This is a genomic window from Rhodovulum sp. P5 (genome assembly GCF_002079305.1).
Lineage (GTDB): Bacteria > Pseudomonadota > Alphaproteobacteria > Rhodobacterales > Rhodobacteraceae > Rhodovulum.
The window spans coordinates 3,116,614-3,142,500 of record NZ_CP015039.1; the positions used below are offsets into that span (position 1 = coordinate 3,116,614).

General features: G+C 63.1%; 19 protein-coding genes (1 of these 19 only partly in view). 13 read left to right on the forward strand and 6 right to left on the reverse strand.

The window, feature by feature from the left end:
- The first annotated feature begins 38 nt into the window (after positions 1-38).
- Complete coding sequence (locus RGUI_RS14925) at positions 39-1,556, forward strand: alkaline phosphatase (RefSeq protein WP_081534406.1); 1,518 nt, start codon at positions 39-41, stop codon at positions 1,554-1,556.
- 5 nt (positions 1,557-1,561) lie between these two features.
- Positions 1,562-1,864, forward strand: a complete 303-nt coding sequence (locus tag RGUI_RS14930) for a hypothetical protein (RefSeq protein WP_081534408.1) — start codon at positions 1,562-1,564, stop codon at positions 1,862-1,864.
- Between the two features lie 37 nt (positions 1,865-1,901).
- On the opposite strand, the gene RGUI_RS14935 is transcribed toward RGUI_RS14930, so the two are convergent.
- The 4 genes from RGUI_RS14935 to RGUI_RS14950 all read right to left on the reverse strand — a co-directional run bounded on the left by RGUI_RS14935 (position 1,902) and on the right by RGUI_RS14950 (position 8,472).
- On the reverse strand, positions 1,902-2,525 hold the full coding sequence (locus RGUI_RS14935) for an exopolysaccharide biosynthesis protein (RefSeq protein ID WP_081534410.1): 624 nt from the start codon (positions 2,523-2,525) through the stop codon (positions 1,902-1,904).
- A 276-nt stretch (positions 2,526-2,801) separates the two neighbouring features.
- Positions 2,802-3,563: a methyltransferase domain-containing protein gene (locus tag RGUI_RS14940; RefSeq protein ID WP_081534411.1), complete on the reverse strand. Its 762-nt coding sequence runs from the start codon at positions 3,561-3,563 to the stop codon at positions 2,802-2,804.
- Between the two features lie 155 nt (positions 3,564-3,718).
- A complete protein-coding gene (locus RGUI_RS14945; RefSeq protein WP_081534413.1) occupies positions 3,719-7,255 on the reverse strand; it encodes a glycosyltransferase in 3,537 nt (1,178 codons plus the stop codon).
- A complete protein-coding gene (locus RGUI_RS14950) occupies positions 7,252-8,472 on the reverse strand; it encodes a glycosyltransferase (RefSeq protein ID WP_081534414.1) in 1,221 nt (406 codons plus the stop codon). The genes RGUI_RS14945 and RGUI_RS14950 overlap by 4 nt, the downstream gene beginning before the upstream one ends.
- Before the next feature lie 293 nt (positions 8,473-8,765).
- On the opposite strand from RGUI_RS14950, the gene RGUI_RS14955 reads away from it, so the two are divergent.
- From RGUI_RS14955 to RGUI_RS14980, 7 genes are all read left to right on the forward strand, one after another.
- Positions 8,766-9,515 carry a hypothetical protein gene (locus RGUI_RS14955; protein WP_081534415.1) on the forward strand — a complete coding sequence of 250 codons (750 nt, stop codon included), beginning with the start codon at positions 8,766-8,768 and terminating at the stop codon, positions 9,513-9,515.
- Positions 9,515-12,697, forward strand: a complete 3,183-nt coding sequence (locus tag RGUI_RS14960) for a glycosyltransferase (protein ID WP_081534416.1) — start codon at positions 9,515-9,517, stop codon at positions 12,695-12,697. Before RGUI_RS14955 ends, RGUI_RS14960 begins: the two co-directional genes overlap by 1 nt.
- Positions 12,687-13,508: a hypothetical protein gene (locus RGUI_RS22205; protein ID WP_253798463.1), complete on the forward strand. Its 822-nt coding sequence runs from the start codon at positions 12,687-12,689 to the stop codon at positions 13,506-13,508. Before RGUI_RS14960 ends, RGUI_RS22205 begins: the two co-directional genes overlap by 11 nt.
- A gap of 155 nt (positions 13,509-13,663) precedes the next feature.
- Positions 13,664-14,770, forward strand: coding sequence for a class I SAM-dependent methyltransferase (locus tag RGUI_RS14965; protein ID WP_256387887.1), 1,107 nt, complete (start codon positions 13,664-13,666; stop codon positions 14,768-14,770).
- Between the two features lie 69 nt (positions 14,771-14,839).
- Entirely contained in the window at positions 14,840-15,685 is an 846-nt protein-coding gene (locus RGUI_RS14970) for a DUF1698 domain-containing protein (protein WP_081534420.1), read from the forward strand.
- 20 nt (positions 15,686-15,705) lie between these two features.
- Positions 15,706-17,394 carry a glycosyltransferase gene (locus RGUI_RS14975; protein WP_081534422.1) on the forward strand — a complete coding sequence of 563 codons (1,689 nt, stop codon included), beginning with the start codon at positions 15,706-15,708 and terminating at the stop codon, positions 17,392-17,394.
- 1 nt (position 17,395) lies between these two features.
- Positions 17,396-18,928, forward strand: a complete 1,533-nt coding sequence (locus RGUI_RS14980; protein WP_081534424.1) for a hypothetical protein — start codon at positions 17,396-17,398, stop codon at positions 18,926-18,928.
- A 75-nt stretch (positions 18,929-19,003) separates the two neighbouring features.
- On the opposite strand, the gene pyrF is transcribed toward RGUI_RS14980, so the two are convergent.
- Positions 19,004-19,705 (reverse strand): orotidine-5'-phosphate decarboxylase, encoded by a 702-nt coding sequence (gene pyrF, locus RGUI_RS14985; protein WP_081534425.1) that lies wholly within the window; start codon positions 19,703-19,705, stop codon positions 19,004-19,006.
- A 193-nt stretch (positions 19,706-19,898) separates the two neighbouring features.
- Here pyrF and clpB point away from each other — a divergent pair, with 193 nt between their 5' ends.
- Entirely contained in the window at positions 19,899-22,514 is a 2,616-nt protein-coding gene (gene clpB / locus RGUI_RS14990) for an ATP-dependent chaperone ClpB (RefSeq protein ID WP_081534427.1), read from the forward strand.
- 152 nt (positions 22,515-22,666) lie between these two features.
- Here the strand turns inward: clpB and RGUI_RS14995 are convergent, their stop codons facing one another.
- A complete protein-coding gene (locus RGUI_RS14995) occupies positions 22,667-23,110 on the reverse strand; it encodes a DUF302 domain-containing protein (RefSeq protein ID WP_081534430.1) in 444 nt (147 codons plus the stop codon).
- 124 nt (positions 23,111-23,234) lie between these two features.
- Between RGUI_RS14995 and RGUI_RS15000 the strand changes: the two genes are divergently transcribed.
- From RGUI_RS15000 to msrQ, 3 genes are all read left to right on the forward strand, one after another.
- Complete coding sequence (locus RGUI_RS15000; protein WP_081534433.1) at positions 23,235-24,788, forward strand: FMN-binding glutamate synthase family protein; 1,554 nt, start codon at positions 23,235-23,237, stop codon at positions 24,786-24,788.
- 116 nt (positions 24,789-24,904) lie between these two features.
- Positions 24,905-25,810 (forward strand): protein-methionine-sulfoxide reductase catalytic subunit MsrP, encoded by a 906-nt coding sequence (gene msrP, locus RGUI_RS15005; protein WP_081534436.1) that lies wholly within the window; start codon positions 24,905-24,907, stop codon positions 25,808-25,810.
- Positions 25,810-25,887, forward strand: the 5' portion of a protein-coding gene (msrQ, locus tag RGUI_RS15010) for a protein-methionine-sulfoxide reductase heme-binding subunit MsrQ (RefSeq protein ID WP_081534439.1). 540 nt of this gene lie beyond the right edge of the window; only the first 78 of its 618 coding nucleotides appear in the window; its start codon is at positions 25,810-25,812; the stop codon falls past the right edge of the window. Before msrP ends, msrQ begins: the two co-directional genes overlap by 1 nt.

The following is a 25,887-nucleotide window of genomic DNA, read 5'->3' on the forward strand; positions in this document are numbered from 1 at the left end:
ATTGAACCGGCAGAAAGCTGAAACATGGAAGGTGACCGATGTCCTCCAAACTGATTCTGGGCGCTGTGCTTGCGGCCAACGTGTTCGCCGTGCCGGCCCTGGCCGTCGAGAAGCCGATGCAGCCCTATGGCGTGCAAAGCGGCGATGTAACCACCGAGTCCGCGATCATCTGGGGGCGCAGCGACAGCTCGGCCCGCATGATGGTTGAAGTCGCGACCAAGGCCGACTTTTCCGATGCGCGCATGATCGAAGGGCCGGCGGCGCTGGAAGACACCGACTACACCGCCAAGGTCGATGTCACGGGCCTGCCTTCGGGCACGAAGGTCTATTACCGCGTGACCTTCGTTTCGCTCGACGACATCAACGTGAAAAGCGAGCCGGTCGAAGGTGTGCTGCACACCGCGCCGACCGCTGCGCAGGACATCCGCTTTGTCTGGTCGGGCGATACCGCCGGTCAGGGCTGGGGCATCAACGAAGAGTGGGGCGGCATGAAGATCTATGCCGAGATGGCCAAGGCCGAGCCCCAGTTCTTCATCCATAACGGCGACTCGATCTATGCCGACGGCCCGATCAAGGCCGAGGTGGAACTGGCCGACGGCACCGTCTGGAAGAACATCACCACGCCTGAAAAAAGCAAGGTTGCCGAGACGCTGGACGAGTTCCGCGGCGCCTATCGCTACAACCTGATGGACAAGAACCTGCGCGCCTTCAACGCCGCGGTACCGATGTATGTTCAGTGGGACGACCATGAGACGACCAACAACTGGTACCCGCAGGAAATGCTGACGGCGGACACACGGTACGCGGTCAAGTCGGCCGCCATGCTCTCGGCCCGCGCCAAGCAGGCCTTTGCCGACTACATGCCGATCCGCTACTCGGCCGAAGCCGAAAAGATCTATCGCATGTTCGAATACGGTCCGCTGATGGATCTCTACATGATCGACATGCGGACCTATCGCGGCCCGAACACTGCGAACCGTCAGGAGGAGCAGGGCCCCGAGACCGTGTTCATGGGCGCCGAGCAGATCAAGTGGCTGAAGGAAGGCCTCCTGTCCTCTGACGCGACCTGGAAGGTGATCGCTTCCGACATGCCGATCGGTCTGGTGGTGCGCGACGGCAAGGAGCATTTCGAGAACATGGCCAACGGCGACGGCCCGGCGCTGGGGCGTGAGCTTGAGTTCGCCGATCTTCTGCGCTTCATCAAGGACGAGAAGATCGAGAACGTCGTGTTCCTGACCGCCGACGTGCACTACACCGCGGCGCATTACTACGACCCGGAAAAGGCCCAGTTCAAGGACTTCGCCCCGTTCTGGGAATTCGTCTCCGGCCCGTTGAACGCCGGCACCTTCGGCCCGAACGATCTGGACAACACCTTCGGCCCGCAGGTCGAATATGTGAAAGCGCCCGAGGCCGGCAAGGCCAACCTGCCGCCGAGCGATGGTCTGCAGTTCTTCGGTCAGGTGGACATCGACGCCGAAAGCGAAGTGATGACCGTTTCGCTGAAGGACCTGACGGGCGCGACGCTCTACAAGGTCGATCTCGACCCGGCGAAGTAAGCCGGATGGCATGTCTGCAACATGCGGGCATTCTGGCGGGGGCGGCATGTGCCGCCTCCGTCTTGGCATCTCTGCCCGCCTTGGCCAATGCCGATGATGTCGAGGCTGCCGCACGCGCGGCGATTGCCGCCAATTGCGAGCGCTGTCACCCGCCCTTGCCGGATGGCGGGTGGGAGGTGATGACGCTTCGCCCCCATGACCGCGAGGAAATGGCGTTTCTGCTTTACCGAATGGAAGAGGAGTACTCGGCCTTCCCGTCCGATGACGAAGCGGCGGCGATCATCGCGTTCCTGAGCGGGTTCGAGTGATCGCGATCTGCGGCCCGGCCGGAATTCCCTTTAGCGTCTATTCGATGATTGCCTCGGTCCCGACGGCGAAGGACACGACGATTGCAATCGTCAGCATCACAGACAAGGCGCCCGAGACAAGGCCGAGAATGGCCACCACCCCGTCCCGCTCGACCAGCCCGACGCCGACAATGAACAGGGAAAAGGCCGGGAACCAGCCGCTGAACGGGATCGGAAGGAAAAGGGTGAAGGACACGATGAAAAGGGCGAGTCCAAGTAGCGGTTCGTGCCGGGCGGTGAACATGGCAAGAATGCGAGGGCGCAGGGTACGCTCCAGCCGCCGGGTAACCGGATGCAGCCGCAACAGCGTGCGCCGCAACTTGTGGTGGTCAAGCTTCAGCCGCGCGAGGGGACCGGGCAACCGGACATAGGGGAAGCCGAACATCATCTGTCCGGTGGTCAGAAGAACGGGTAAGGCGGTGATCAGCGAAGATCCGGGCGGCAATGGCAAGAGCGTGACAAGCGAAAACACGACGATGGCCCAGCCGAACGACCGCTCGCCCAGGTCCTCAAGCAGATTGCCAAGCGTCAGCGTCCCGGCGTTGTGATGCTTCCGCGACCGGCGAATGATGGGAAGGGAAAGGGAGGGTTTGCGCCTGCCGTTGTCCTGCGGTTCCGTCATTTCGCCCCCAATATGTGCCCGGCACATATCGTCGTATTCGCCGAACTATGCAACGCGGCGGTGAAAATTTGCATGGTTCGCGTCCGGCCGTGGCCGTTTCGGTTCGGATGAGGGCTGTTGCGGGTGGTCCAAGCCCGCCAGGCCGTTTCGGCGAAGCGCGGGCGACGGCATCACGATCGCCGCTGGCACTTGGTGCGGCGGCCAGCCGGTTTCACACTGACCTGCTGGCACCTACGCACGATTTGCCGCCGACCGGTTCGCGCGTCAATCGCGTCGTCAGCTTGCCTTGTACCACCAGGGTTCTTTTGCCTTCGCCTGCGGAATTTCAAAGGGCACACCGGGCTTTATGTCCACGATATCATCCCCCATCGTGTGGATCTTCATCGGCGCCTTGCAGGCCAGCTTGTAACTTTCCGGCCAACCGATGCTGTCCATGTCCGCAGTGCAGCCCTGAAAGAAATCGAAGGGAAAGTACTTTTTCAGGTCGTCGGCTTCCCAGTGCAGGCCCACGGCGGCACTTCTCGCAATGTCGCCGATCTGCTCGGTCTTTCGGTTTCGCACGATGATTGAGATCTCATGCCGGCCTCGGCACAGTCTGGCTTCAGAGCAGTCGATGCCCGCCATGACGAGATTGTAGACGAGGATCCCCACCGTCCATGAGGTCAGATGGCCAAAAAGCAACTTGTGCAAATGCTGATGGGGGACGATGACGACAAGATGGCCATCGTCCGCGCACAGGTCGATCAGCCGTTCCAGGAAATGCCCGACATTTTTCTGATGCTCCAGGATGTTGGATGCATAGACGACATCGAACTTCCGGCCGAGATCGGTGGTCAGTATGTCCCCGGTGATGTGAAAGGGATCCTCGCGTTCCAACAGGTCGTTGGAGAATGCCTCTGCATAGAACTGTCTGAAGAGAACGCCGTGATCGGTGGTGCCGGCCCCGACGTCGATCAGCGAACGGCCAAGCGGCGCTTCGCATATTCGCAGGGCTGCCTCCAGTCCGTTGCGAATATTCAGGTCTTGAGTATCTGGCATGTTGGCTATCCTGAGGGTTGCAAGGCCCGGTCGCTTTTCTTCTCCATCTTTTCGGGGCCAGACGGGAATCGCAAGGACCTTGCGGGTGCGGTATCGTCAAAGCAGGGAGGTAGCCGTTTCGTGTTGCAAGTGGGTCGGTTTGCAGACGCGCCGTATCATGTCCGCGGATAAAGCCGGTTTGCCCAAACCCGGTACGCCGGTGTTTCGAGACCATGGAAGAACCCTGCGGGGTCTGCGTCGAAGCGGGCAACATCGTCGGCAGTGCCCCGGGCGACTACAAAGGGCCGGACGAGTGGCGCAAGCAGCCAGCGCCGCCAGCCCAGGAGCCCGTAGGCGACCGATGCGTCCACGGCGCCCGGTGGTGTTTTGCCGGGGGATGCTGTGTGCCGTGCATAGGTCGCTTCGATGATCTCGATTTCTTCGGGGTGCAGGTCGGTGGACTGCGGTGGCGCCTTTGACGGCGGAGACAGAAGCGCCTTGGCGCCGTCCGGCATCCAGCGCTCCACGATGTCTGTGTTGCAACCGGCAAGCTCTTCCATCAGATTTACGCGCGCTGCGTGATCGAGGTAGTCGGGTGCCGACATGGCAATGCCCCGGTTCGCGCGCCAAAGTGACAACCGGTCCGTTACATCCTGAATGAAGGCCAGATAGGCCTGCCGCGTCGGAAAGGGGCGGGCATTGATATCTCTCAGCCGTGCGCCATGGGCCGCGGACAAGACGGCACCCCGGACGAGGTCGTCCTGTGGCTGCGGGTGCCCGACGAGGCCATCAAGACCCGTGGAATGCGCGAAATCGGCGATCAGATCGCCCTGAGGCCAGCATGCGGGGTCATATGGGCGAACGATCATGTTGTCGCGGCCGATGCGGTCGGCCCACGCATTCAGGATATTGCGGTAGTCGAGCAGACGGCGGGTGTTCGGGGCGTCCAGCCAGGTCTGGATGTCCTGCGTGACGCGGCCGATTGCGCCGCCGGCGACGAGTTCGTGATATTGCGAGTTCGCCCACGCATCCTGACGTCGGAGATAGACAAGGGCGCGGCAGTCCATACCCGGGAAGAGATCCACCAGCTTCGGCCCCTTCGGATCGAGTAAGAACGCCTCGCTGGACAAAAGGATCGTGTGGATCGCGGGTCCCTCGCTTCTGGCGACGTCGCGCAGGAACCGCCGGGTGCGGCGATCCCCTTTTTTCGCGGCCGCCAGCAGAAGGGCGTGACCGGCCTGTTTGTGCGGCCGCCCCGGCTGCAGCAGGAGACCCTTTTGCGGATACCAGATACCCTGACGCAAAAGGGCTGGCCGGTTCCGTTCGAAATAGTGCTGAAGAAACGTGCTGCCTGTCTTGCTTGCGCCGATGTGGATCAGGACTTTCGGTGGCGCGGCGGTGGAGCCCCTGTGATGCGCCGGGGCAAAGACCACGCGGTCGTTGCGGGCATAGAGGTTCACGGCCGATTGCAGCCATACCGCATCACCCCCTTCGGGCTGAGTGCGAAAGAGGTGATGCACCTCTGCCAGCGGCAGCGGCTGTCCCTTGATTGCCGAAAGCAGCAAGTCCGGCCGGTTATTGGCGAGGGCGGCGAAGAACAGGCAAAGTGCCGGGACGGTCTCTGTCAGACCAGAGAACCGGCTGATGGCGCCCTGCCAGTCGCTCTGGTCGAGCCGAAAATGCCCGAATGCGGTCTTGAGGCGCAAGGCAACGCTGGCACCTGCGTCGGATGCGAGAGCGGCGGTCAAACACCCGGCCCAAGCTGAACTGCCCAGAAAGAAGCGGCCGAACTGGGCGGCCAGAATGCCGCCTTCAAGACAGGCGCCGAATTCGGTGCCGACCCCGTCAATCGCGGTGATCAGCATGTCGAGATCGGCTGGCCCGCGCGCCTGCGCCGTGGTCGATCCCGCCCTTTTGCGATAGCGAATACCCGGCCGCGGCAGGCACCGGATCCCCTTGGCGTGCCGCAGCGCCTTGGCCACAAAGGGCCGTTCTTCCCAGCGGGGGGTCAGAAAGCGGATCTCCTGCCGCCGCAGCAGGTCGGTTGCGTAGAGAAATTGCCAGACATGCCAGCTTTCCAGAATTCGGGTGTCGGCCGCTAGGTCCGGCTGCTGACGGTCCTCTGTGAACTGGCGCTCCACCGGATCGGCGCGCGCAAGATGCGGATCCTCGCCATCGGTGAAGGAAAGCTTTTGAACGCGCACCATCTCGACGTCGCTCTCGCGCGCGGCGGCAACGGCGTCGGACAACACCCCCGGATCGGCCAGAAGATCATCTGAATCAAGGAAGAACACGAACGCGCCCCGCGCCGCGGCAAGCCCGCGATTGCGCGCCATGCCTTGCCCGACATTCTGCTCCAGCACGATCGGGCGGATCCGTCGATCTTCGCGGGCCAGCCGCTCGATAATGGCAAGGCTGCCGTCGGTGGCGGCGTCCACGACGGGAATGATCTCGATCTCTGCGAGGTTCTGGCGCTGCACCGAACCAATGCTCGCTTCCAGAACGTCCTCGACATTGAAGACCGGCATCACCACGGAAACCACCGGCGGCACCGCATGGGCGCTGTCATCGGGCGGGAACTGCACCGGGCGCGTTTCCTCGATATAGTCGATCACCGCCTCGATCTCGCTCGGCAGCGGTGCGCCGGGCACATGGTAGATCGTGTACCAGACAAAGACGTAGTGGAAGAGGTCTTCGAGACTGCGCCGCCGCTGCCGGTGGGGTACCACGGCACGGTCATCCGTCAGGCCCCATCCCGCGTAGAAGGGCGCCCCGAAACAGATCACCCGCTTGCCGGCAAAGAGCGCCTCCAGCCCGATCTGGCTGGTCCCGACATAGACGGTATCGACCAGATCGAACAGCGCGTAGGGATTGACCGGATCGCGCAGCACCCGGACGCGGCCGCTGTTTGACAGATGGCTGAAATAGCCGGGCCGCTTGCCCTTTTCCCACGTGGTGTCGGGATGCGTCTTGACGAGGATCTCGGCATCGGGGTTTTCGCGGATCGCGGCCAGAAGCATCGCCTCGAACCCCGCCCTGTCGATCCGGCCATAAATCGTCGAAGCATCCGCATAGGCCTGATCGCAGACCAGAACGCGCCGGCCGCCGCCATTTCCGATGTCAGGCAGCCGAAGCGGCTGGGCATTGTATTTGGAGATCCGACGCGCCACGATCCGGTCGATCAGTGCGCGGGCGCGGGCGAGATCGGAGGGCGCCGGTACATCTGTGCTGTTCAGCTTGTGGATCAGGCGGTTGGGGTAGTCCGCCATGAAGTAGTGGGCGATATCGTCATAGACGTAGCCCAGGCAGGCGGCGCGCGGGTCGCGGTCACGAAAGGAATGGGACCAGCTGGAGGCCGATGCAAGGAAGCCCTGCTCGAACAGCAGGATCTCCGGCCGGCCGTCCCAATGGTGAAACAGGCGGGTCCCGCCGGCATGCGACCGGTCGGCGTCCCGGTAGATCGTCCCCAGCATCAGATAGGTGTCGCACTCGGCCCAACCCGGTGCGCCAAGCGGCAAGGCGCGGGGAAAGAGCCGTGCAAGATTGGTGCCGTATCCGCCTGAAAGGGCCGCGCTGACATAGCCGAGCCCGATCTTTCTGTCCCGAAGAGAAAGGACATGGGCCCGGATGTCGCGGTCGTCGGGTGGTTCGGCCCGCCGGGCGTCGAGGAAATCGGCGAACTTGTTGTAGGCGTCGAGGTGATTGCGGCTCATTTGCGGGCCCCGGTCGATGGCGGCAGGTCCAGCCGGGTGGTGTCGCCCCAGACCAGATCGTCACAACGCGCCGCCAGATAGCTTTCAAGATCGGGGCGCGCGCCGGGCGGTCCGGCTGCAATCGCGTCCTCCACCAGATCGGCCCAGTCTTGCAGGACCGTATCGGGGGAATAGAGCGCCCGCGCCCGCGCCCGCCCAGCCTGGCCCATCCGGGCCCGCAGGGCGGGGTCGGCGACAAGTCGCGCGATGTCTGCGGCGAGCGATCCTTCGGACATGCCCCCGCTGCTCAGCAGGCCCGTTTCGCCGTGCAAGACTTGCACGTTGATCCCATTGCAGATGCCGTAGCCGATCACCGGAAGACCGTGCGCCATTGCTTCGAGACTGGCCATGGGGAACGCTTCGTAGATGGAGGGCAGCGCGAAGATGTGGGCCTGCGCATAGTAGGGGCCCGGGTCCGCGACCTCTCCGATGAAATTCACCTGCCGGGCGATGCCCAGCGACCGTGCAAGCCGGCGCAGGGATCGGCGTTCGGGCCCGTCGCCCACAAGGTCGAGAACGCAGTTTCCGCCGCCGGTGCGGACCTCGGCGACGGCGGAGATCAGACGCCCGATTGCCTTTCGCGGAACGAGCCTTGCGACACAGACGATCCGAACCGGGTTGCCCTGTTCCGGATGGGCAACTTTGTCTGTTTCGGGGACGGCGTTGGGAATGACCCTGATCCGCGGCTGAAGAAAATCCGGCAACGTCTCGCGGAAAGCGTCGGCCAGCAAATGGATGCGGGTCGCTCCGCTGAACGCGATCCAGCGCTCTTCGGGGGCGAACGTTCCGGCCCGCGCCGAAAACCGCGGATCTGTATGCTCGGACAGGATCAGCGGGCAGCCGATGCGATGGGCGCACCGGACATATCGCTGGTGGGTCCGGTTCATGTGCAGGCCGATCAGAACGTCGGGATTGAGCGCGGCGACCGATGTGGACAGCGCCAATTCGCTGTCGGGATCGGCCCGGGTCGGCGCATGGATCAGGTCGACCGACGGGGAGAGGGGCCAGCGCGACGGACGTCGTGCATCGTCGAAGGTGACGATGCTGACCTCGTGCCCCCGCCGGGCAAGACCGTTGGCGATGAACTGTCCGACATTTTCCGTCCCGCCCCGTCCCTGCGTGATCCACGGTACGAAGACAACGATCCTCCGGCGCCTGATGTTGTTCGGCATCGTCATGGCGGATCAAATGGCGCTTTCTGGGGACAACATACGCTCACAAGGATCAGCTTGGGAAATCCCGCCCTCAACTGCAAGACCTTGCCAGCCAACCGGCCCGGCCAGACCGGCATCGGCCGAAGCACAAGAACCCGGTCAACCCCGGGGACATGCGCCACTTATGTTGCTTGACCTCAGAGTGTCAACTATTGCACGAATGCACGGCAGCGTTAACTAACCCCCGGTGGAAGAGAGCGAGGGATGCAGAGGGCAGGAAGCCAGTACGTTTTGTCCGCCAACAGGGGTTTTTCCTGTTGAATTTGACCATTCTGAGAACCTACCGACAGTTTGCCGTTCAGTCGAGTGAGGCGCTTGAGGCGCTTCGGGGCTGCTGCCGTGACGAGGATGTTTTCATTCTCGGCTCGGGCCCCTCGATCACGAATACGGATCTGAAACGGCTCGATGGCAAGGCTGTCTTGCTGCTGAACAATGCCGTCAGCCTGCTGGACCGCTTTTCGCCGAGGCTGGCTATTGCCGTTGTGAGCGACCATTTGCGGGCCATCGAATTGCGCGATCAGATCACGCGGCAAGACATTGCGTGCATCGCGACCACCGACAAGATCCAGAACGGCGCCGTCAACCCTGCGATCTTTCGGCCGCCCTTTCTTTTCGTCATGCCGCGGATTACGGTGGATGCCAGCGGGTCCGTCCGGGTTTCCCGCGCGCTGGGCTTCTCTGATGATCTTGGGCGTGGTGTCTATCTCGGCAAGTCCGTGGTCTTTCCGGCGATCCAGATCGCGCATCACCTGGGCGCGCAAGAGATCCGGCTGGTCGGGATCGACATGACGCTTGGCCGTGGGGTGTCCTATTTCGACCCGGCCATCAGCAGCAACTGGAGCGCGTTCGACTATGCCGCGGACGGCCGCCCCCATTTCGCGGCAATGGCGGGAATGCTGCGGGCGCGGGGTATTCTTCTGACCAATGAAACCGTCGGTGGCGACCTGGACGTTCTAGCGCATCTTCCCGACCGTCTTGCCCTGTCGGCCTCGGGAGAGGGGGCCTGATGTCGCTGCCGAAAAAGGTACTCGGGCTCATTCCGACCCGCGGGTTCGGCGGGGCGGAGATGCACGCGCTGACCCTGGCCAGATGGCTCAAGTCGAACGGGTCGGACGTGACCCTGGCCTTCGACCTTTGCGCAGGAACCTTGCCGCTTCTGCGTCAATGCAACGAAAGCGGTATCGATGTCATCGATGCCCCCATCGCGCCGCCGATTGGTGCGTCGCCGATGGAAATACACGAGGCGCAGGGCGCGATCGTCGCCGCGCGGATCGATTTCGCGAAGTATGACTTGGCCTTTGTCGCCGCGCCCTCGCCTGCGACATGCATCGGCATTCTTCCCGCACTGGCCGCCTCGGGGCTTCCGGCCATCGTGGTCTTTCACCTGGTGGCCGAAGGGTTGCGACTTTCCGAGGCGGTGCGCGAGGTCTTTGCAGCCTCCCTGCGCCCGTGGCTCAGCTTCGTTGCGGTGTCCGAATTCACGCGCGACATGCTGGCAGCCGCGCTAGGCCTGCCCGCAGAGGCGGGCTTTGTCGGTGTCATCGCGAACGGCGTGCAGATCGAGCGGACGGATGCGCCCATCAACCTGCCGTCTGTGATCGGCGTGGACGACGCCCGTATCGTGGCCAGCATCGGCAGGCTGCACCCGCAAAAGGGCTGCGCGACGCTTGTCGATGCGATCCCGCACGTCGTGTCGAAGATCCCGAATGCCCATTTCCTGTGGTTCGGCGATGGCGAACTTGGCCCGTCGATGCGAGAGCGAGCCGAAAGGTTGGAGGTCGGGCAGCATCTCCACCTGATGGGGTTCTCGGACCGCCCGGTGGACATCATGGCGGCCGCCGATGTGGTTGCGCTTCCGTCCCGGTACGAGGGGTTGTCGCTGACCCTGCTGGAAGCGATGCATGCGGGCGCGGTAATCGTTACGACCGAAACCTCCTATCAGGAGCGTATCCTGACCGAGGGGGTCGATGCGTCGATCGTTCCGCGCGACGATGCGGTCAGTCTTGGCGGTGCCGTGGCGCAGCTTCTTGGCGATCCCGCTGCCTGTGACAGCTACCGCATCAACGTGCAGCAGCGGGCGCAGGATTTCACCCTTGCCCGAATGCTCGACGACTACCGCATATTGATGGAACGCCTTGTCGAGGCGCGGGCAAACACCGTGCTTGGCGCTGACACTGCTGGCGGTGGGACATCCTGCATCTTGCGGGTTGAGGTGTCCCTTGGCGCGACCGGCCTGTCGATGGCTGTTGTCGATGCCCAGGGCGGCCGGCATTCATTGCCTCTCCATGGTTTGTTCGAAGACGACATATCCAGGCTGCTGGAGGGCTGCGAAAGCGCGGAAGTGCAAGCAGACCTTGGGGGCGAACTGGAGTATGTCGGTTCCGGTGCCCTTCCCAACGACGCGGGCCCAGTGACCGCGGCGTCTCTGCTTCTGCGGCTTCTCGGTGCAATGGGCCCCTATGCCCCGGCCGCGGTCATGGCATTGCACGAGGCCTTCGGACAGGTGTTTGTCGGGCGACTTGCCGAGACGCCGTCCTTGTCCGTCGACTGTATCGAGGATGTGCTGGACGGGCTTGAGGCGGTCGAAAACGGTGCCGGGTTGTCGCCTTTGCGGCTGGCCAATGGTCTTTTGACGGAACTGAAGGATGCGCGCCTTCGCGATCGCGTGGTTTCCCGACTTGCCACGGCGGTCGTCAGCGAGGTCAAATCCGATACCGTGAAAGACGCGCCGCCGGATGCCGCGGCGGCCCTTCGTATTGGACAAGGCCAGATCGCAGATTTGCCCCTTCAAGATGGGGAACGGGCCCGCTTTTTCGCATCGGTGACAAACGAGCTGGGTGGCGCTGCGGAAGCGCGTCGTTTCAGGTTGCTGGCCCGGGGCCTTGGCACCACCGGCCCCGCATCTTCCGGGAGGACACCGGGGCGGGTCACCGTATTTGCGGAGTTCTTCAACTTCCCGGCCCGAAATGGGGGCGATGGTCGCATCCTGTCGCTGATCCTTGCCTATCGGCGGATTGGGCTCGACGTTACGGTGTGCCTGTTGGTGCATGAGGGCAAGTGGTCCGAGAAATGCCGCGATGCCGAACGGCTCCGTACCGCGCTGAATGTCGAGGTCGATCTCGTCCCGCTCTCCGACAAGGCATCGGCAAGACTGCGTCGGGCGCATCAGGAGTTGGCGCAGGGCAACGGCAATCTGGAAGGCTTCTTCGACCAGCAGGCCTTCGCCCAAATCCGGGCGTATCTGGAAGCGGCCCGCCCGGACATCCTGCATGTGAACTATTGCTACTTCGGATGGGTCGCGTTGGCAGCGGAGGGGCTGGTTCCCCACCGGGTGCTGGATACCCATGATATCATCTCGCGCCGGACCGCGCTGCTGCGCGAGATCCGGCGGCGGTCGCAGGATACGTTGCCGACAAGTTGCGCCTCGGTCCCTGCCATCCTGCATGCGGATGCCCAGTTCGCGGCCTTGCGTTATGACCTTCACCCGGCGGAATTGCCGATGATGGGCAGTTTCGAAACGGTTCTGATGATTTCGCCGCAAGAGGCTGCTGATATCTCGGGTCTTCTGCCCGCCGGCCGGGTCGTCCCCTTGCAGATGCACCTCCCGTTTGTGCCGCTCACACGCTACGGGACCAGAAAGGCCATGTTTGCCGCCGGGCGCAATGTATTCAACATCCTTGGGGCGGCTGCGATCCAGAACCATGTTGCCAGTTACCTTGCGGCGCGAAACGGTGGTCAGGACATGCCAGCGCAAGTGGAGGTTTACGGCGACGTATGCGGCGCAATGGAACCGGGCGACGGAATGGTGCTGCATGGTCGCGTGCCAAATGTGGCCGCGGCCTATGAGGATGCGGCGGTCGCGTTTTGCCCGGTGCCCGCGGGGACAGGACAGAACGTGAAGATCGTCGAGGCGCTGAGCCGTGGGTTGCCGGTGCTGACCTACGCCTCGATCGGGCGGAATGCGGGCGTTCAGCCCGGGGTCAACGGCCTGCTTTACGGTTCGATCGACGATATGCGGCGCGGTCTGGCCGATTTGCTGGACAGCCCCGACCAGCTTGCCGCGCTTCAGGCGTCGACACGGGATTGGGCCGCCCGCAGATATTCGTCTGGCCGTTTCGTTGCCGATCTGGCGAAAGCGCTCCGGACCACGGGATGTCAGCTACAGGAGGTGGAACGTCTTGCAGACTGAATTCGACATCATCCTCGAACGGTTGCGCGCGGTCGAGGCGCTGCTCGAAAAGGGCAGGGTGGAGGATGCGCGAGAGTCTCTCGCGTCGCTCCGCGATACGCTGGCACGTCTTCTGCCGGAAGCAAATCCCGTACCGCTGCACCGAAAACCAATGGGTTTCTCGGGGCTGCAGGACCTGCTCGCCCAGGCCGAGAAGAGCAAGGACATGTCCTTGCCGGTCCACCGCTTCACCTCTGATCTGCGCTGCTGGGGGTGGTATGATGCGCAGGTCGACGCGTCCGGCCGGCATTACCGGTGGTGTGGTGAAGCGGCAGAGGCCGGTGTTCTGCTTGATCTCGCCCCCGAAGGTCTGGTCGGGCTTGCGGTGCGGATGCGGCCCTTGGCTTCGCTGGGTCTGAAAGACGCTCAATTCGAAGTCCGGATCGACGGAGAACGGGCCGAGCTGTCAATTCTGCCGCCGGTAAAGGGTGTCTACACGGCCCTTATCGCCGTTACGCATGCGCCAACGGAGGCGCCGACAGAAGTGGTGTTCTACCCGAAGGCCACCGCGATACCGAAGAAGACCGGCGAATCCTCCGATACGCGCAAGCTTGCATTCAACGTCATCGAGATTCTGGAACTGCATCGCCCCAAAGACGGGAGTGATGACAACACGGACACCGATCAGTCATGGCATTCCCGACACTCGAAGAAATCCGACAAGCGCCCGGATACGACCTCGAACCCATCGTCCGGGAAGGACTCCGGGTCCTCGTCCAGCGCCGCGTCACTGCTGCAACCGATCTGGAAGAAGCGTGGCGGGCGGCCCTGACGTCGGAAACGAACTATTGGGAAAAGGTCTTCTCGGGGCAACATGCGCAGGACGCCGAGGCGTTGCTGGACCGCGTTGCGCAGTATGATGGACAGCGGTTTGACTTCGCCCAGTACTGCGCCCCATCTTTGGACGGAACCTGCGACGTTCTGGACGTGGGCGCGGGGCCGCTGACGGTTATCGGGCGTGTGCACGAAAACTTGGATGTCCGCATTACGGCAGTCGACCCGTTGGCGGACCACTTCGGTCAAGGTTTCGCGCAGATGGGCGTGACGCCGCCTGTCGTGACACGGGAAGGACGCGGAGAGGACCTCAATCGGCTGTTCGATCCCCAGAGTTTCCACCTTGTCGTGGCGATCAACGCACTTGATCGCACGTCTGACCCGATGCAGTGCATCGAAAGAATGATCGAGGTCTGCAAACCCGGCGGATCGGTCATCCTGTCTGGACCGGAAAACTGGGCGCTCCAGAATGCCTATGGCGGACTGAACCAGTGGAACTTCCTTGCCGTGGACGACGATTTGACGATCTGGCGTCCCAATCGGAAGATTTCCCTGCAAAAGGCGCTCGGCGCGCGGGCCATCGTCCGGGCACGGACGGATGACCCGGACCGCTACTTCGTCGAAATTCATGTGCCGGAGGTTTCGGCAGAGGACGCAGAGGTGGCGCCCGTCGGTGGCGACGCGGTCGACTATGCCGAACTCTATGATGATGTCTACGACCGGATCCCGAGTTACACGATGGCGCATATGTCACCCGGTTTGCGCACGGCACTTCGGCACGCAGACGAACTCTTGTGTGCGGGCAGAGACTGTCTGGATGTGGGGGGCGGACCCGGCTATCTGGTCGAGGCGCTGCGCTTGCCCCCGTTTCGCAAACGCGCCTTCGGCGCCGACATCAGCCGCCGCGCGGTTGAGTTGGCCGAGAAACGCCTCGGCCCCGACATCGTCAGGGTCATTGATGCCGATGGGCGTCTTCCATTTGACGATGCGTCGTTCGACCTGATTACATGCTTCGATGTTCTTGAACATCTCGATGAACCGGACATCGACCGGCTTGTCGGTGAAATCAGACGTGTCGGGCGAAAGGGCGGAACGGCGATCTTCAATATCTCGCTGCGGGACAGCGCATCGAAAGACATCACCGGCGCTTCGCTACACCGGACGGTGCGGCCCGTACCTTGGTGGATCGATCGATTGCCTTTCGCATTCTATTCCGTCGAGGCGCGTGAAAGCGAATTATACGGTCGGTTGAACCTGTGATGCTGAACCGCCGCCGCGATCCAAATGGCAGGAACGTCGACACCAAACCGCACAGAAGGGAGCAGCCCCGTGACAGCAAACTATGCGCGTTCTGACAAGGAATGCCGGGACTTCCTGGCCCAGAAACTGCCGCACTACCATATCATAGACCTGAACGGGAAAGTGCGCACGCCGGGGCGAGTCGACCGCAATCAGGAGTTCGACTATGTCGGCCTGACCAATGCCAGCCTGAAAGGCATGCGCGTTCTGGATGTTGGCGCACTTGACGGTGTCTTGGCCTTCAGGGCCGAGAAAGCCGGGGCCTCGCAGGTGCTGGCAATCGACGTTGAGGATCCAGCTGAACAGGACTGGGGCTGGGACGGGCCGGCGCCGTCTTTCGCGGGCAAGGGCGAGATCAAGAACAGGGTCTTTCCGGCGTTGAAGACGTTCTTCGGAAGCGCGGTCGAGCGCAAGAAGAAGACCGTTTACGACATGACGGCGGATGCCGACGGCATGTTCGACCTGATCTTCTTCTACGGGGTGCTTTATCACCTGCGGCATCCCCTTCTGGCATTCGACCGGCTACGCGCGGTGTGCCGCGGTGCCATCGTGGTGGAGACCCATGTCTGCAACTACGACCCGTATCTGCCGGTCTGCCTGTTCTACGGTGACGATGTGCTGGACAACGCGGACAGCAACTGGTCCGGCCCGACAGAGGCGTGCGTGGCATCCTGGATGCGGGATGCAGGGTTCAAGACCGTCTTTGCCGAGACCCGACCCCGCGTGGCCTCGCGCCAGCGTTTCGTGGGCTTCGTCGATGCCCCGACATTCGAGGTGAACACGGATACATTCCGGCTGCTTGACAGCGATTACTTCGCGGAGGTCCGCCGGGAAGCGGCCAGCCGCATTCGCGTGGGCCGAATGTGGCGACGCTGAGCATCCACGGGAGCAGGTGAATGGAGGAAGCGGCTTCCCTCGATGCGGGCAAGGGCGACCCTGTGCCGGGAAACGGGGCAACCGGACCGGACGTAGAGGTCTGGCACGCCGGTACGCCGCCCTTTCTTGGGGTCGAGCGGAATAAGGTCGTAGTTGTGGTTCGGGCGTCGGAGTTTTCTGACAACGCTGATGCCTTGAACAGCCTTATCACCCGGCTCTCGGGCCACCCCAAGCGTTCGCTGTACCTCATTTTCATCGGGGAGGGTGCAACGGGCGTTCCCGGTCTGTCGAAGGTCACGCTTGCCGACCTTTTTGCCGATGTCGGCCCGACCGACATCTTCGTCCATGCCCAGGCCGAAGGCGATGCCGATCCCGGGCTGCCGCCGACCCTGTTGCGGGGTCTGTTAGATCAAAACATCCGTTCGGTGCGGCAGTTCACGTCCGATGGGGCTGAGTGGCCCTATCGCCTTGGCGAAACGGGAGAGCGAAAGGTGCTGTTCGTCTTTCCCGGCCCGATCTTCCCGATCAACATGGGATCGCACCAACGGGCCGTGAACATGATGCTGGCATTGATTGCCCATGGCTGCGACCTGACCGTTGTCCTGTCCGGCCCAAGCTATGCGGCACGTATGGCGGCGCTTCCCCCGCTCAGTCTCTTGGCATGCAAGACGGATCACTACCCCAACCGGAAGGATCTGTTCGCGCGGTGGCGGGTGCAGGCGGAGACCAAACTTCTGGATCTTGGCCGCGCGGTCGGGGCCACGCGGGCGCCCCGGCGCGAAAGCTTCGGCCAGCGTGTGCGTTTGCGTAATTCCGTAGCGTCTTTGCGGTGCCTGAAGCGGCACGAGATCGACTCTTTCGATGTCGTCTTCGTGAACTATGCATGGCTCCTGCCGAATGTTCTTCGCCGTCACCCCCGGCGTCCGCCCATCGTCTGCGATACCCATGACGTGCAGTTCGTTCGGTCTTTCAGCGATGAGGCGATACTTCCGGACCCGATCCGCACCTGGCAGTTCCGACGGGCACAGCGGCAGGAACTGCGCCTGCTCGGGCGGGCGGATCTGGTGCTCGCCATATCGGAGCGCGACCAGTCGGTTCTGGTGAAGCATCTGCCCGAGGAAAAGGTTGTCCTTGCGAGCAGCAGTTTCGAACATGCGCTGGCGCCGGTCCGGTTGCCGCCCGCCGTCCGCCCGCTTCGCTTCGGTTTTTTCGGCACGCGGATGGAGGCGAATGAACTTGCCCTTGCCGATGTGCTGACGCGGTGGTGGCCTGCAATTGGGCGATGGTCGCCGGAAAGCCGGCTGTTCATTGCGGGCAGCATCTGCGGTGGCACGTCACTGCGCCAGCACGGCTATCTTGATGACACGATCGAGCCGGTGGGTTTCGTTCCGACCGTTGCCGGATTCTATCAGACGGTCGATGTCTTGCTGTCGCCGGTGCACATGGCGGGCGGCATGAACTTCAAGAATGCGGAGGCGATTGCGGCAGGTGTCACGCTGATCACGAACGGCCTTGGTGCCGAGGCGCTGGGGCTCGGCGAAGACCTGCGTGTGGCCGAGACCGAGGGCGACGTGCTTGCCCATTTGCAGCAGATCGAGACGGACCCGCAGGCAGAACTTGCACGCCGCCAGAGACTTCAGGACCGCCTGATGGAAAGATACCGGACCGACCCGGCGATCGAGCGCATTTTGAGCGCCGCACCCGCCTGACATGCGCATCCTGATCCAGTGCGGCGACAACCTGGAGAACACGCGGCGCGTCTTGGCCCTTGCCGTGTTGCTCCGACAGGTCGGCCACGACCCCGTCGCGGGGGTGTACACCGCCCCGTACGCCGCGCCGTTCGAGGCGATGGGGATCGACACGGTTGCGCTCCATCCCTTGCGCCCTGCGCGGCTTCCGAAGGACCCTGCGGAGGAGTTGGGCTTCGAGCCGGACATCTTTGAGATGTTGCCGGTCGAACGCGCGTTGGCGCGTCTCGAAGAGAAGGGCAACCCGATGGCAGAAAAACGGGGTGCAGTGCTGAAGGCCCTCTTCGCGTCCGCGCGCGCAGTGCGCGAGACGGAAGCGGATGCTCTGGTCGTCTGGAACGGTGTGACCGGTCATTTCGCCAACGCGTTCAGCTATCTGAAGTCACACCTGAAGATGCCCGGCGGCTTTATCGAGCGGGGGCCCATCCCGGATGGCCTGTTCTTCGATCCGCTCGGCACGAACGGGGCGTCGTCGCTTGCGGACGGCGCCGTCTTGGGCGCGGCAGAACGCGATGACCTGTTGGGGCGGCACGCGGCGGCCTTGTGGTCCCATTTCCCGTTCCTCGATCCAAGAGAGTTTGCAGGTCGCGCCTCCGCGCCAAGGGGGAAGCAGATCTTCGTGCCGCTTCAGGTTCAGGGCGACAGCAACATCCTGCTCTATAGCCAGCATATCAAGAGCATGCGCCGCCTCGTGATAGAGGCGATTACCCTGCGGGACCGCTGGTTTCCCGACCACGAGATCGTCGTGCGCCCGCATCCCGAGGAAAGCCGGGGACGGCGGCTGAACCTGCCGCAGGTGCCCGGGCTTCGGGTGACGTCCGACGGATCTCTCACCGATCATCTTCAGGTTGCACCGATAACGGTCACGGTCAATTCCACCGTCGGGCTGGAGGCTGCATGGCATGGCAGCCTTCCGGTCGTCTATGGCGACGGCATCTATGGTCGGGAGCCTTTCGTCCTGCGGCAAGACCCCGGGGCGCCGACCGATCCGGCCCCGATCCTGTCAAGGCTGCGGGACGATCCGGTCGCGGCATTGGAGGCGATCACCGATTTCATGCTTGTTCTTCTCGACCGCCATCTGGTGCAGCCCCTGCGTGCGACGGAAAGCCGGCCGGAGGCGTTGCTGAAGGCCTTTGCTCCACCACCTGTGCCTGACCGACGGTCGCTTTCCGGTGCTCTTTCCCATTTGCGGGGTGCTTTCGCCGAGCATTCTGGGCCGTTGCACTGTCATGTGCTGACCGAACGTCCGCCGACCGGGAACCTGGACTACAGGCGTATCGGTCAACCCGTTTCAGCACCCGATATCGACAGGATGCTCCGGGCGCTTTTCATGCGCGACACGCCCTTTGTCGCCCGGCGCGGGGCTTGGTCAGACCAGTATCATGTCGCCATCGCCGACCCGGATACCCCTGCTGACCGGCTGCGTGGGTACCGTGCCGTTGTCACTCCGAATTTCGGTGTGCACCCGATCATGCGGACCCCGCCGGAAGCCTGACGGTCGAAGGCCGGGCTGTGCCAATTCTGCGAGGGAAGTCGCGACCTTTCAGCCAGGATGTGGGCTGCCGCTTGGCTAGGGGGCAACCGTGCTGAGGTCAGCGAGGATTGCCTTTGCCGCGTCGCGCGGGTTGGAAGCCTGCCAGATGGGGCGGCCGACGACCACGTGATCGGCGCCCTCGGCGACGGCCCGGGCCGGTGTTGCCACGCGCTTCTGGTCGCCAAGGTCGGCACCCGCGGGGCGAACGCCCGGGGTTACGATCAGCTTTCCTGCAGCTTCCGGCAAGGCGCGGAGCATGGCGGCCTCATGCGGGCTGGCGATGACGCCGTCGGCCCCGGCCTCGAAGGCGCGGGCGGCCCGTTCGGCGACGATGTCGGGGACGGTGCCGGCCATAATCAGGCTTGCATCCAGATCGTCCCGGTCAAGCGACGTCAGGACCGTGACGCCGAGGATCTTCATGTCCGACCCGGCCGCGCCTTCCCGCGCCGCGCGCACCACATGGGGGTCGCCATGCACGGTCAGGAAATCCAGATCGAATTGCGCAAGGCCGCGCACCGCGGCCTCCACCGTCGCGCCGATATCGAAGAGCTTCATGTCGAGGAAGATGCGCTTGCCGTGTTCGTCCTTCAGTTCGCGCGCAAGCGCAAGCCCCCCGCCGGTCAGCATGCCCAGACCGATCTTGTAGAAGCTGACCGCATCGCCGATCTGTGCGGCCAGTTGCAGGCCCGCATGGGCATCGGGCACGTCGAGGGCGACGATCAGGCGGTCATCGGACATGGGGCAGACTCCTCGGTCGGGTTTCCGCCTTCCTATGGGGCCGATGCGCGTCCGTCCAGATGTGACAAACAAATGCCGTTCTCTTGCAACGGCTGAACGGCTTTCCCACATTCGTGATCGAGGCCCGCGAAAAGACAGGTGCGCTGCCGGGCAGGCACCAGGAGGGATGGGCGCTTGAGAAAGGAGAATACCGATGAACCTTGAGCAGTTCACGGAACGGTCCCGCGGTTTCCTGCAAGCCGCACAGACAATCGCGATGCGCGAAAGCCACCAGAGGCTTGCGCCGGAACATTTGCTGAAAGCGTTGATGGACGATGAGGAGGGCATGGCGTCCAACCTCATACGCAAGGCCGGTGGTGCGCCCGAGCGCGTGCTGGACGCTGTCGATGCTGCGCTGGGCAAATTGCCCAAAGTGTCGGGCGATGTGGGCCAGACCTATCTGGACCAGACAACCGGCAAGGTGCTGGACGAGGCGGAGAAGATCGCGAAGAAAGCCGGGGATACGTTTGTCCCCGTCGAGCGTATCCTGATGGCGCTGGCGATGGTGCCGTCGAAGGCCAAGGATGCGTTGGATGCGGGGGCTGTGACGGCGCAGAACCTGAATGCCGCGATCAACGATATCCGCAAGGGCCGCACGGCTGACTCCGCCTCGGCGGAAGAAGGCTATGACGCGCTGAAGAAATATGCGCGCGACCTGACCGAGATGGCCGAGGAAGGCAAGATCGACCCGATCATCGGTCGGGACGAGGAAATTCGCCGTGCGATGCAGGTGCTTTCCCGCCGCACCAAGAACAACCCTGTGCTGATCGGGGAACCGGGCGTCGGCAAGACCGCGATTGCGGAGGGTCTTGCCCTGCGTATCGTCAATGGCGACGTGCCGGAAAGCCTGAAGAACAAGCGCCTTATGGCGCTCGACATGGGCGCGCTGATCGCTGGTGCGAAGTATCGCGGCGAGTTCGAGGAACGGCTGAAGGCGATCCTTAGCGAGATCACCGCCGCGGCGGGTGAGATCATCCTGTTCATCGACGAGATGCACACGCTGGTCGGCGCGGGGAAATCCGAAGGCGCGATGGATGCGGCCAACCTGATCAAGCCGGCTTTGGCTCGGGGGGAGTTGCACTGTATCGGCGCAACGACGCTCGACGAGTACCGCAAGCATGTGGAGAAGGACGCGGCCCTTGCCCGTCGGTTCCAGCCGCTGATGGTCGAGGAACCGACGGTCGAGGACACCGTGTCGATCCTGCGCGGCATCAAGGAGAAGTATGAGCTCCACCACGGGGTGCGGATTGCCGACTCCGCGCTGGTGGCTGCGGCCACGCTGTCCCACCGCTACATCACCGACCGGTTCCTGCCCGACAAGGCCATCGACCTGGTCGACGAGGCGGCAAGCCGCCTGCGGATGGAGGTAGACAGCAAGCCCGAGGAACTCGACGCGCTCGACCGCGATATCCTGCAAAAGCAGATCGAGGCAGAGGCCCTGCGCAAAGAGGACGACGAGGCCTCCAAGGACCGCTTGCAGAAGCTGGAAGCGGAGCTTGCCGACATGCAGCAGCAGTCCGCCGAACTGACCGCCAAGTGGCAGGCCGAGCGTGACAAGCTGGACAGCGCACGCGATCTGAAGGAGCAACTGGACAAGGCGCGGGCGGAACTGGACCACGCCAAGCGGGAGGGCAACCTCGCGCGGGCCGGTGAACTCAGCTACGGCGTCATCCCGCAGCTTGAAAAACAGTTGGCCGAGGCGGAAAAGCAGGACGACGATGTCCTGGTCGAAGAGGCGGTGCGGCCCGAACAGATCGCGCAGGTCGTCGAACGCTGGACCGGTATCCCAACGTCGAAGATGCTGGAGGGCGAACGCGAGAAACTCCTCCGCATGGAAGACGAACTGGGCAAGCGCGTAATCGGGCAGCGGCAGGCGGTGACCGCGGTGGCCAATGCCGTGCGTCGGGCGCGTGCCGGGCTGAACGACGAGAACCGGCCGCTTGGGTCATTCCTGTTCCTGGGGCCCACCGGCGTCGGCAAGACCGAACTGACCAAGGCCGTGGCCGAGTACCTGTTCGACGACGATCAGGCGATGGTGCGCATCGACATGTCGGAGTTCATGGAGAAGCATTCGGTCGCCCGTCTGATCGGCGCGCCTCCGGGCTATGTCGGCTATGACGAAGGCGGCGTGCTGACCGAGGCCGTGCGCCGGCGCCCCTATCAGGTGGTGCTGTTCGACGAGGTCGAGAAGGCACACCCCGAGGTCTTCAACGTTCTGTTGCAGGTTCTGGACGACGGGGTGTTGACTGACGGGCAGGGCCGCACGGTCGACTTCAAGCAGACGTTGATCGTGCTGACATCGAACCTTGGCAGCCAGGCGCTGAGCCAGCTGCCGGAGGATGCCGATGCCAGTGCGGCCAAGCGCGATGTGATGGACGCGGTGCGGGCCCATTTCCGCCCCGAATTCCTGAACCGGCTGGACGAGATGGTGGTGTTCGACCGTCTGACGCGGGACGACATGACCGGGATCGTCGAGATCCAGTTGCGTCGCTTGCAGAAGCGTCTTGCGGGTCGGAACATCATGCTTGACCTGGACGCCAGCGCCGAGAAGTGGCTGGCCGATGCAGGCTATGATCCGGTCTATGGTGCGCGGCCGCTGAAGCGCGTGATCCAGAAGAGCCTTCAGGACCGGTTGGCCGAGATGATCCTTGCCGGAGAGGTCAAGGACGGTGAGGCGGTTTCGGTCACGGCGGGTGCAGATGGGCTGATCATCGGCGAGCGAGTGGTCGGGTCAAACCGGCCGAAGCCGGATGATGCCGTCGTTCACTGAACGCAAGCGTCAGACTGACGTTTGACTGCATGCCATACGGCCCGCCCCTTATGGGCGGGCCGATTTCTTGAGGTCACCGCCTATGGGCAGCGCGTTCCGACCGCCCTTCAAAGGCGATACGCCCCTGCGCCGTGGTCCATCGACCAGCCGGGTCAGTCCAGCCCGACGGCCTCTCGCGCGATGGCGTCCAGCAATGCCTCGACCTCTTTCATCGGGCCATCGGGGAATTGACGGTAACCGATTGTCGTCTGGTCGGGCGTGTCCGGCATCTGGATGACGAAGATGTCGTAGGGGCAGAACTGGACATTCATCGGATCGGCCTCCATCACCTTGCGCGACAGCGCGGCCGAGCAGAAGCTGAAGATGTCCGCCTGCAGAAAGACCGTGACGTCAGAGCCGACATCGGCCCTGGTTCGTTCCAGCATCTCGCCGGTATGGCTGACGCTGTCGACCACCAGCCCTTGGCCGATGACGGCATTTTCAAGACCGAAGACCACGTCGTCGAAACTCTGATCGACGGTATAGATGATCGGTCCCTCGGCATGGGCGCAGGCCGCGGCGATTGCGAAAGCCGCTGTGGCGAGTGCTTGTTTCATCAAATCCTCCCTCCCATCACTTCAGGACGGTTGTATCGCGGTTCCCGCGCGCGCAGTCTAGGGGGGATGGATATGGCCTCCTTGATCGAGGTCAACAGGCACACGGATACAGACAGGGGGAAAGATGGGCTGGGCGTATTATGCGTTGCAGGTGCTCGCGGGGATGTTCGCGCTGTTCCTCGGGATCTTGCTGCTGTTGACGATCGTTCTGTTCGTGATGGACCGCATACAGACCGGCGATGCGATCCGGCGGAACTATCCGGTGATCGGTCGGTTCCGGCATCTTTTTTCGACATTGGGAGAGTTCTTCCGGCAGTATTTCTTCGCCATGGACCGGGAGGAAATGCCGTTCAACCGCGCCCAACGCAACTGGGTCTACAAAGCCTCGGAAGGCAAGGGCAACACGGTCGCGTTCGGGTCGACCCGCAACCTGAACATTCCCGGCACGCCGATCTTCATGAATGCGGTCTTCCCGCCTTTGGACGATCAGTACGCCTCGACCGAGCCGATGCTGATCGGTCCCCATTGCCGTGAACCTTACGTCGCGCCGTCGTTCTTCAACATCTCGGGCATGTCCTATGGCGCGATTTCGAAACCTGCGGTGCAGGCGCTGGCACGCGGGGCACGGCGTGCCAATGTCTGGATGAATACGGGGGAGGGGGGGCTTGCACCCTATCACCTTGAAAGCGGATGCGACGTTGTTTTTCAGATCGGGACCGCGAAGTTCGGTGTGCGTGACGAAGCGGGCAATCTGAGCGATGACAAGTTGCGCGAAGTCGCCGCGCACAGCCAGGTCAAGATGTTCGAGATCAAGCTTAGCCAGGGGGCCAAGCCGGGCAAGGGGGGCATCCTGCCGGCCGCGAAGATCGACGGGGAAGTCGCGCGAATTCGCGGTGTACCGATGGGTAAGGATGCAATCTCGCCCAACCGGCACAGGGAGGTGGACGATTTCGACGGCCTGCTGGACCTGATCGCCCGTATCCGGGATGTGACCGGCAAGCCGGTGGGGATCAAGACCTGTATCGGGTCGGCCGATCCGTGGTTCGACCTCTTTATCAGGATCAAGGAGCGGGGAGTGGAAAGTGCGCCCGACTTCATCACCGTCGATGGTGGCGAGGGTGGCACGGGTGCAGCCCCCATGCCGCTGATCGACCTTGTCGGTCTGCCCCTGCGCGAGGCGCTGATCCGCATGGTCGACCTGCGCGATCTTGCCGGGCTGCACGAACGTATCCGCATCGTGGCCAGCGGCAAGCTGGTGGCGCCGGGCGACGTGGCCTGGGCCATTTGCCTTGGTGCGGACTTCGTGACCAGCGCGCGGGGCTTCATGTTCAGCCTTGGCTGCATTCAGGCCCTGAAATGCAACCGCAACACCTGCCCCACGGGGATCACCACCCATATCCCGTCCCTGCAGAAGGGATTGGTGGTCGGCGAGAAGGAAAAGCGCGTGGCCGCCTATGCGAAAGCGGTGATCGGCGAGGTCGAGACCATCGCCCATTCGGTCGGTGTGGCCGAGCCACGCGAAATGCGCCGCCGCCATGTGCGGATCGTGCAGGATGACGGGACCTCGGTCCAGATGAACGAGTTGCATCCGTCCGTGCTGCTGGGCGTGGAAGGGCTTGCCAGGGCGCGTGGCCACAAGCGGTTCGAAGCGGCGCTGCAAAGGCTGGGCGAAACCTGATCCGGCCCCCGCGCGGTCCTGTTTCACTGCGCTGACGGCGGTGTGAGGCAAGTTGCTTTGGGCAACCGGAAACATGCGCATAGATTGCGTGTGACCAGAAGCGGAAAGGGTTTCAGATGGCAGGCCGGTGGCGCAACAAACTGACGTGGTCGCAAATCACGCCAGAGGCGGTGTATCTCAATCGCCGTCAGATCATGGGCGGTCTTGGTGCGATTGGGGTGGGTGCTGTTGCCTTGCCGGGGCAGGCTGCGCCGACGGATCTGGAACCCAACAGCTGGGAAGAAATCACCAGCTACAACAATTTCTACGAGTTCGGGACCGACAAGAGCGACCCGCAACAATACGCCGGGCAGATGACGACCGACCCCTGGGCGGTCAAGATCGACGGGCTGGTGGCCCGGCCCGGGACCTACGATCTGGGCGATATCCAGAAGGTGGGGACGCTTGAGGAACGGCTCTATCGCCTTCGCTGTGTGGAGGCGTGGTCCATGGTCGTGCCTTGGGTCGGGTTCGAACTGGCCGATCTGCTGTCACATGTGGGCGTAGAGCCCTCCGCCAAGTATGTGGCGTTCGAGACCCTCTATCGCCCCGACGAAATGCGGGGGCAAAGACGTCCGGTTCTGGAATGGCCTTATGTAGAGGCGTTGCGGCTGGACGAGGCGATGCATCCTTTGACGATCATGGCGACAGGTCTTTACGGAAAGGACCTTCCCAACCAGAACGGCGCCCCGATCCGGCTGGTCGTTCCGTGGAAATACGGATTCAAATCGATCAAGTCGGTGGTGCGTATCACCCTTACGGCGGACCAGCCGCCGACAAGCTGGAACCGTTATGCGCCGAACGAATATGGCTTCTACTCGAACGTGAACCCCGAGGTTGACCACCCGCGGTGGAGCCAGGGGACGGAACGGCGCATCGGCGGCGGCTTCTTTGCGCCGCGCGTGCCCACGCAGATGTTCAACGGCTATGCGGAGGAGGTGGCATCCCTCTACGCCGGCATGGACTTGAAGACCAACTTCTGATGTCGCCTGTCCAGTCGATCAATGGGGCGCTGCGCCATATCCCGGCATGGCCTGTCTATCTGGCGGGGGCGGTTCCG

What these genes read in the sequence shown, in the direction of transcription:
- RGUI_RS14995 (WP_081534430.1), bottom strand. Translation starts at nt 23,110, where the DNA reads ATGAAACAAGCACTCGCCACAGCGGCTTTCGCAATCGCCGCGGCCTGC.
- RGUI_RS15000 (WP_081534433.1), top strand. Translation starts at nt 23,235, where the DNA reads ATGGGCTGGGCGTATTATGCGTTGCAGGTGCTCGCGGGGATGTTCGCG.
- RGUI_RS14960 (WP_081534416.1), top strand. Translation starts at nt 9,515, where the DNA reads ATGTCGCTGCCGAAAAAGGTACTCGGGCTCATTCCGACCCGCGGGTTC.
- RGUI_RS14950 (WP_081534414.1), bottom strand. Translation starts at nt 8,472, where the DNA reads ATGACGATGCCGAACAACATCAGGCGCCGGAGGATCGTTGTCTTCGTA.
- clpB (WP_081534427.1), top strand. Translation starts at nt 19,899, where the DNA reads ATGAACCTTGAGCAGTTCACGGAACGGTCCCGCGGTTTCCTGCAAGCC.
- RGUI_RS14975 (WP_081534422.1), top strand. Translation starts at nt 15,706, where the DNA reads ATGGAGGAAGCGGCTTCCCTCGATGCGGGCAAGGGCGACCCTGTGCCG.
- RGUI_RS14940 (WP_081534411.1), bottom strand. Translation starts at nt 3,563, where the DNA reads ATGCCAGATACTCAAGACCTGAATATTCGCAACGGACTGGAGGCAGCC.
- RGUI_RS14980 (WP_081534424.1), top strand. Translation starts at nt 17,396, where the DNA reads ATGCGCATCCTGATCCAGTGCGGCGACAACCTGGAGAACACGCGGCGC.
- RGUI_RS14945 (WP_081534413.1), bottom strand. Translation starts at nt 7,255, where the DNA reads ATGAGCCGCAATCACCTCGACGCCTACAACAAGTTCGCCGATTTCCTC.
- RGUI_RS14930 (WP_081534408.1), top strand. Translation starts at nt 1,562, where the DNA reads ATGGCATGTCTGCAACATGCGGGCATTCTGGCGGGGGCGGCATGTGCC.
- pyrF (WP_081534425.1), bottom strand. Translation starts at nt 19,705, where the DNA reads ATGTCCGATGACCGCCTGATCGTCGCCCTCGACGTGCCCGATGCCCAT.
- RGUI_RS14925 (WP_081534406.1), top strand. Translation starts at nt 39, where the DNA reads ATGTCCTCCAAACTGATTCTGGGCGCTGTGCTTGCGGCCAACGTGTTC.
- msrP (WP_081534436.1), top strand. Translation starts at nt 24,905, where the DNA reads ATGGCAGGCCGGTGGCGCAACAAACTGACGTGGTCGCAAATCACGCCA.
- RGUI_RS14935 (WP_081534410.1), bottom strand. Translation starts at nt 2,525, where the DNA reads ATGACGGAACCGCAGGACAACGGCAGGCGCAAACCCTCCCTTTCCCTT.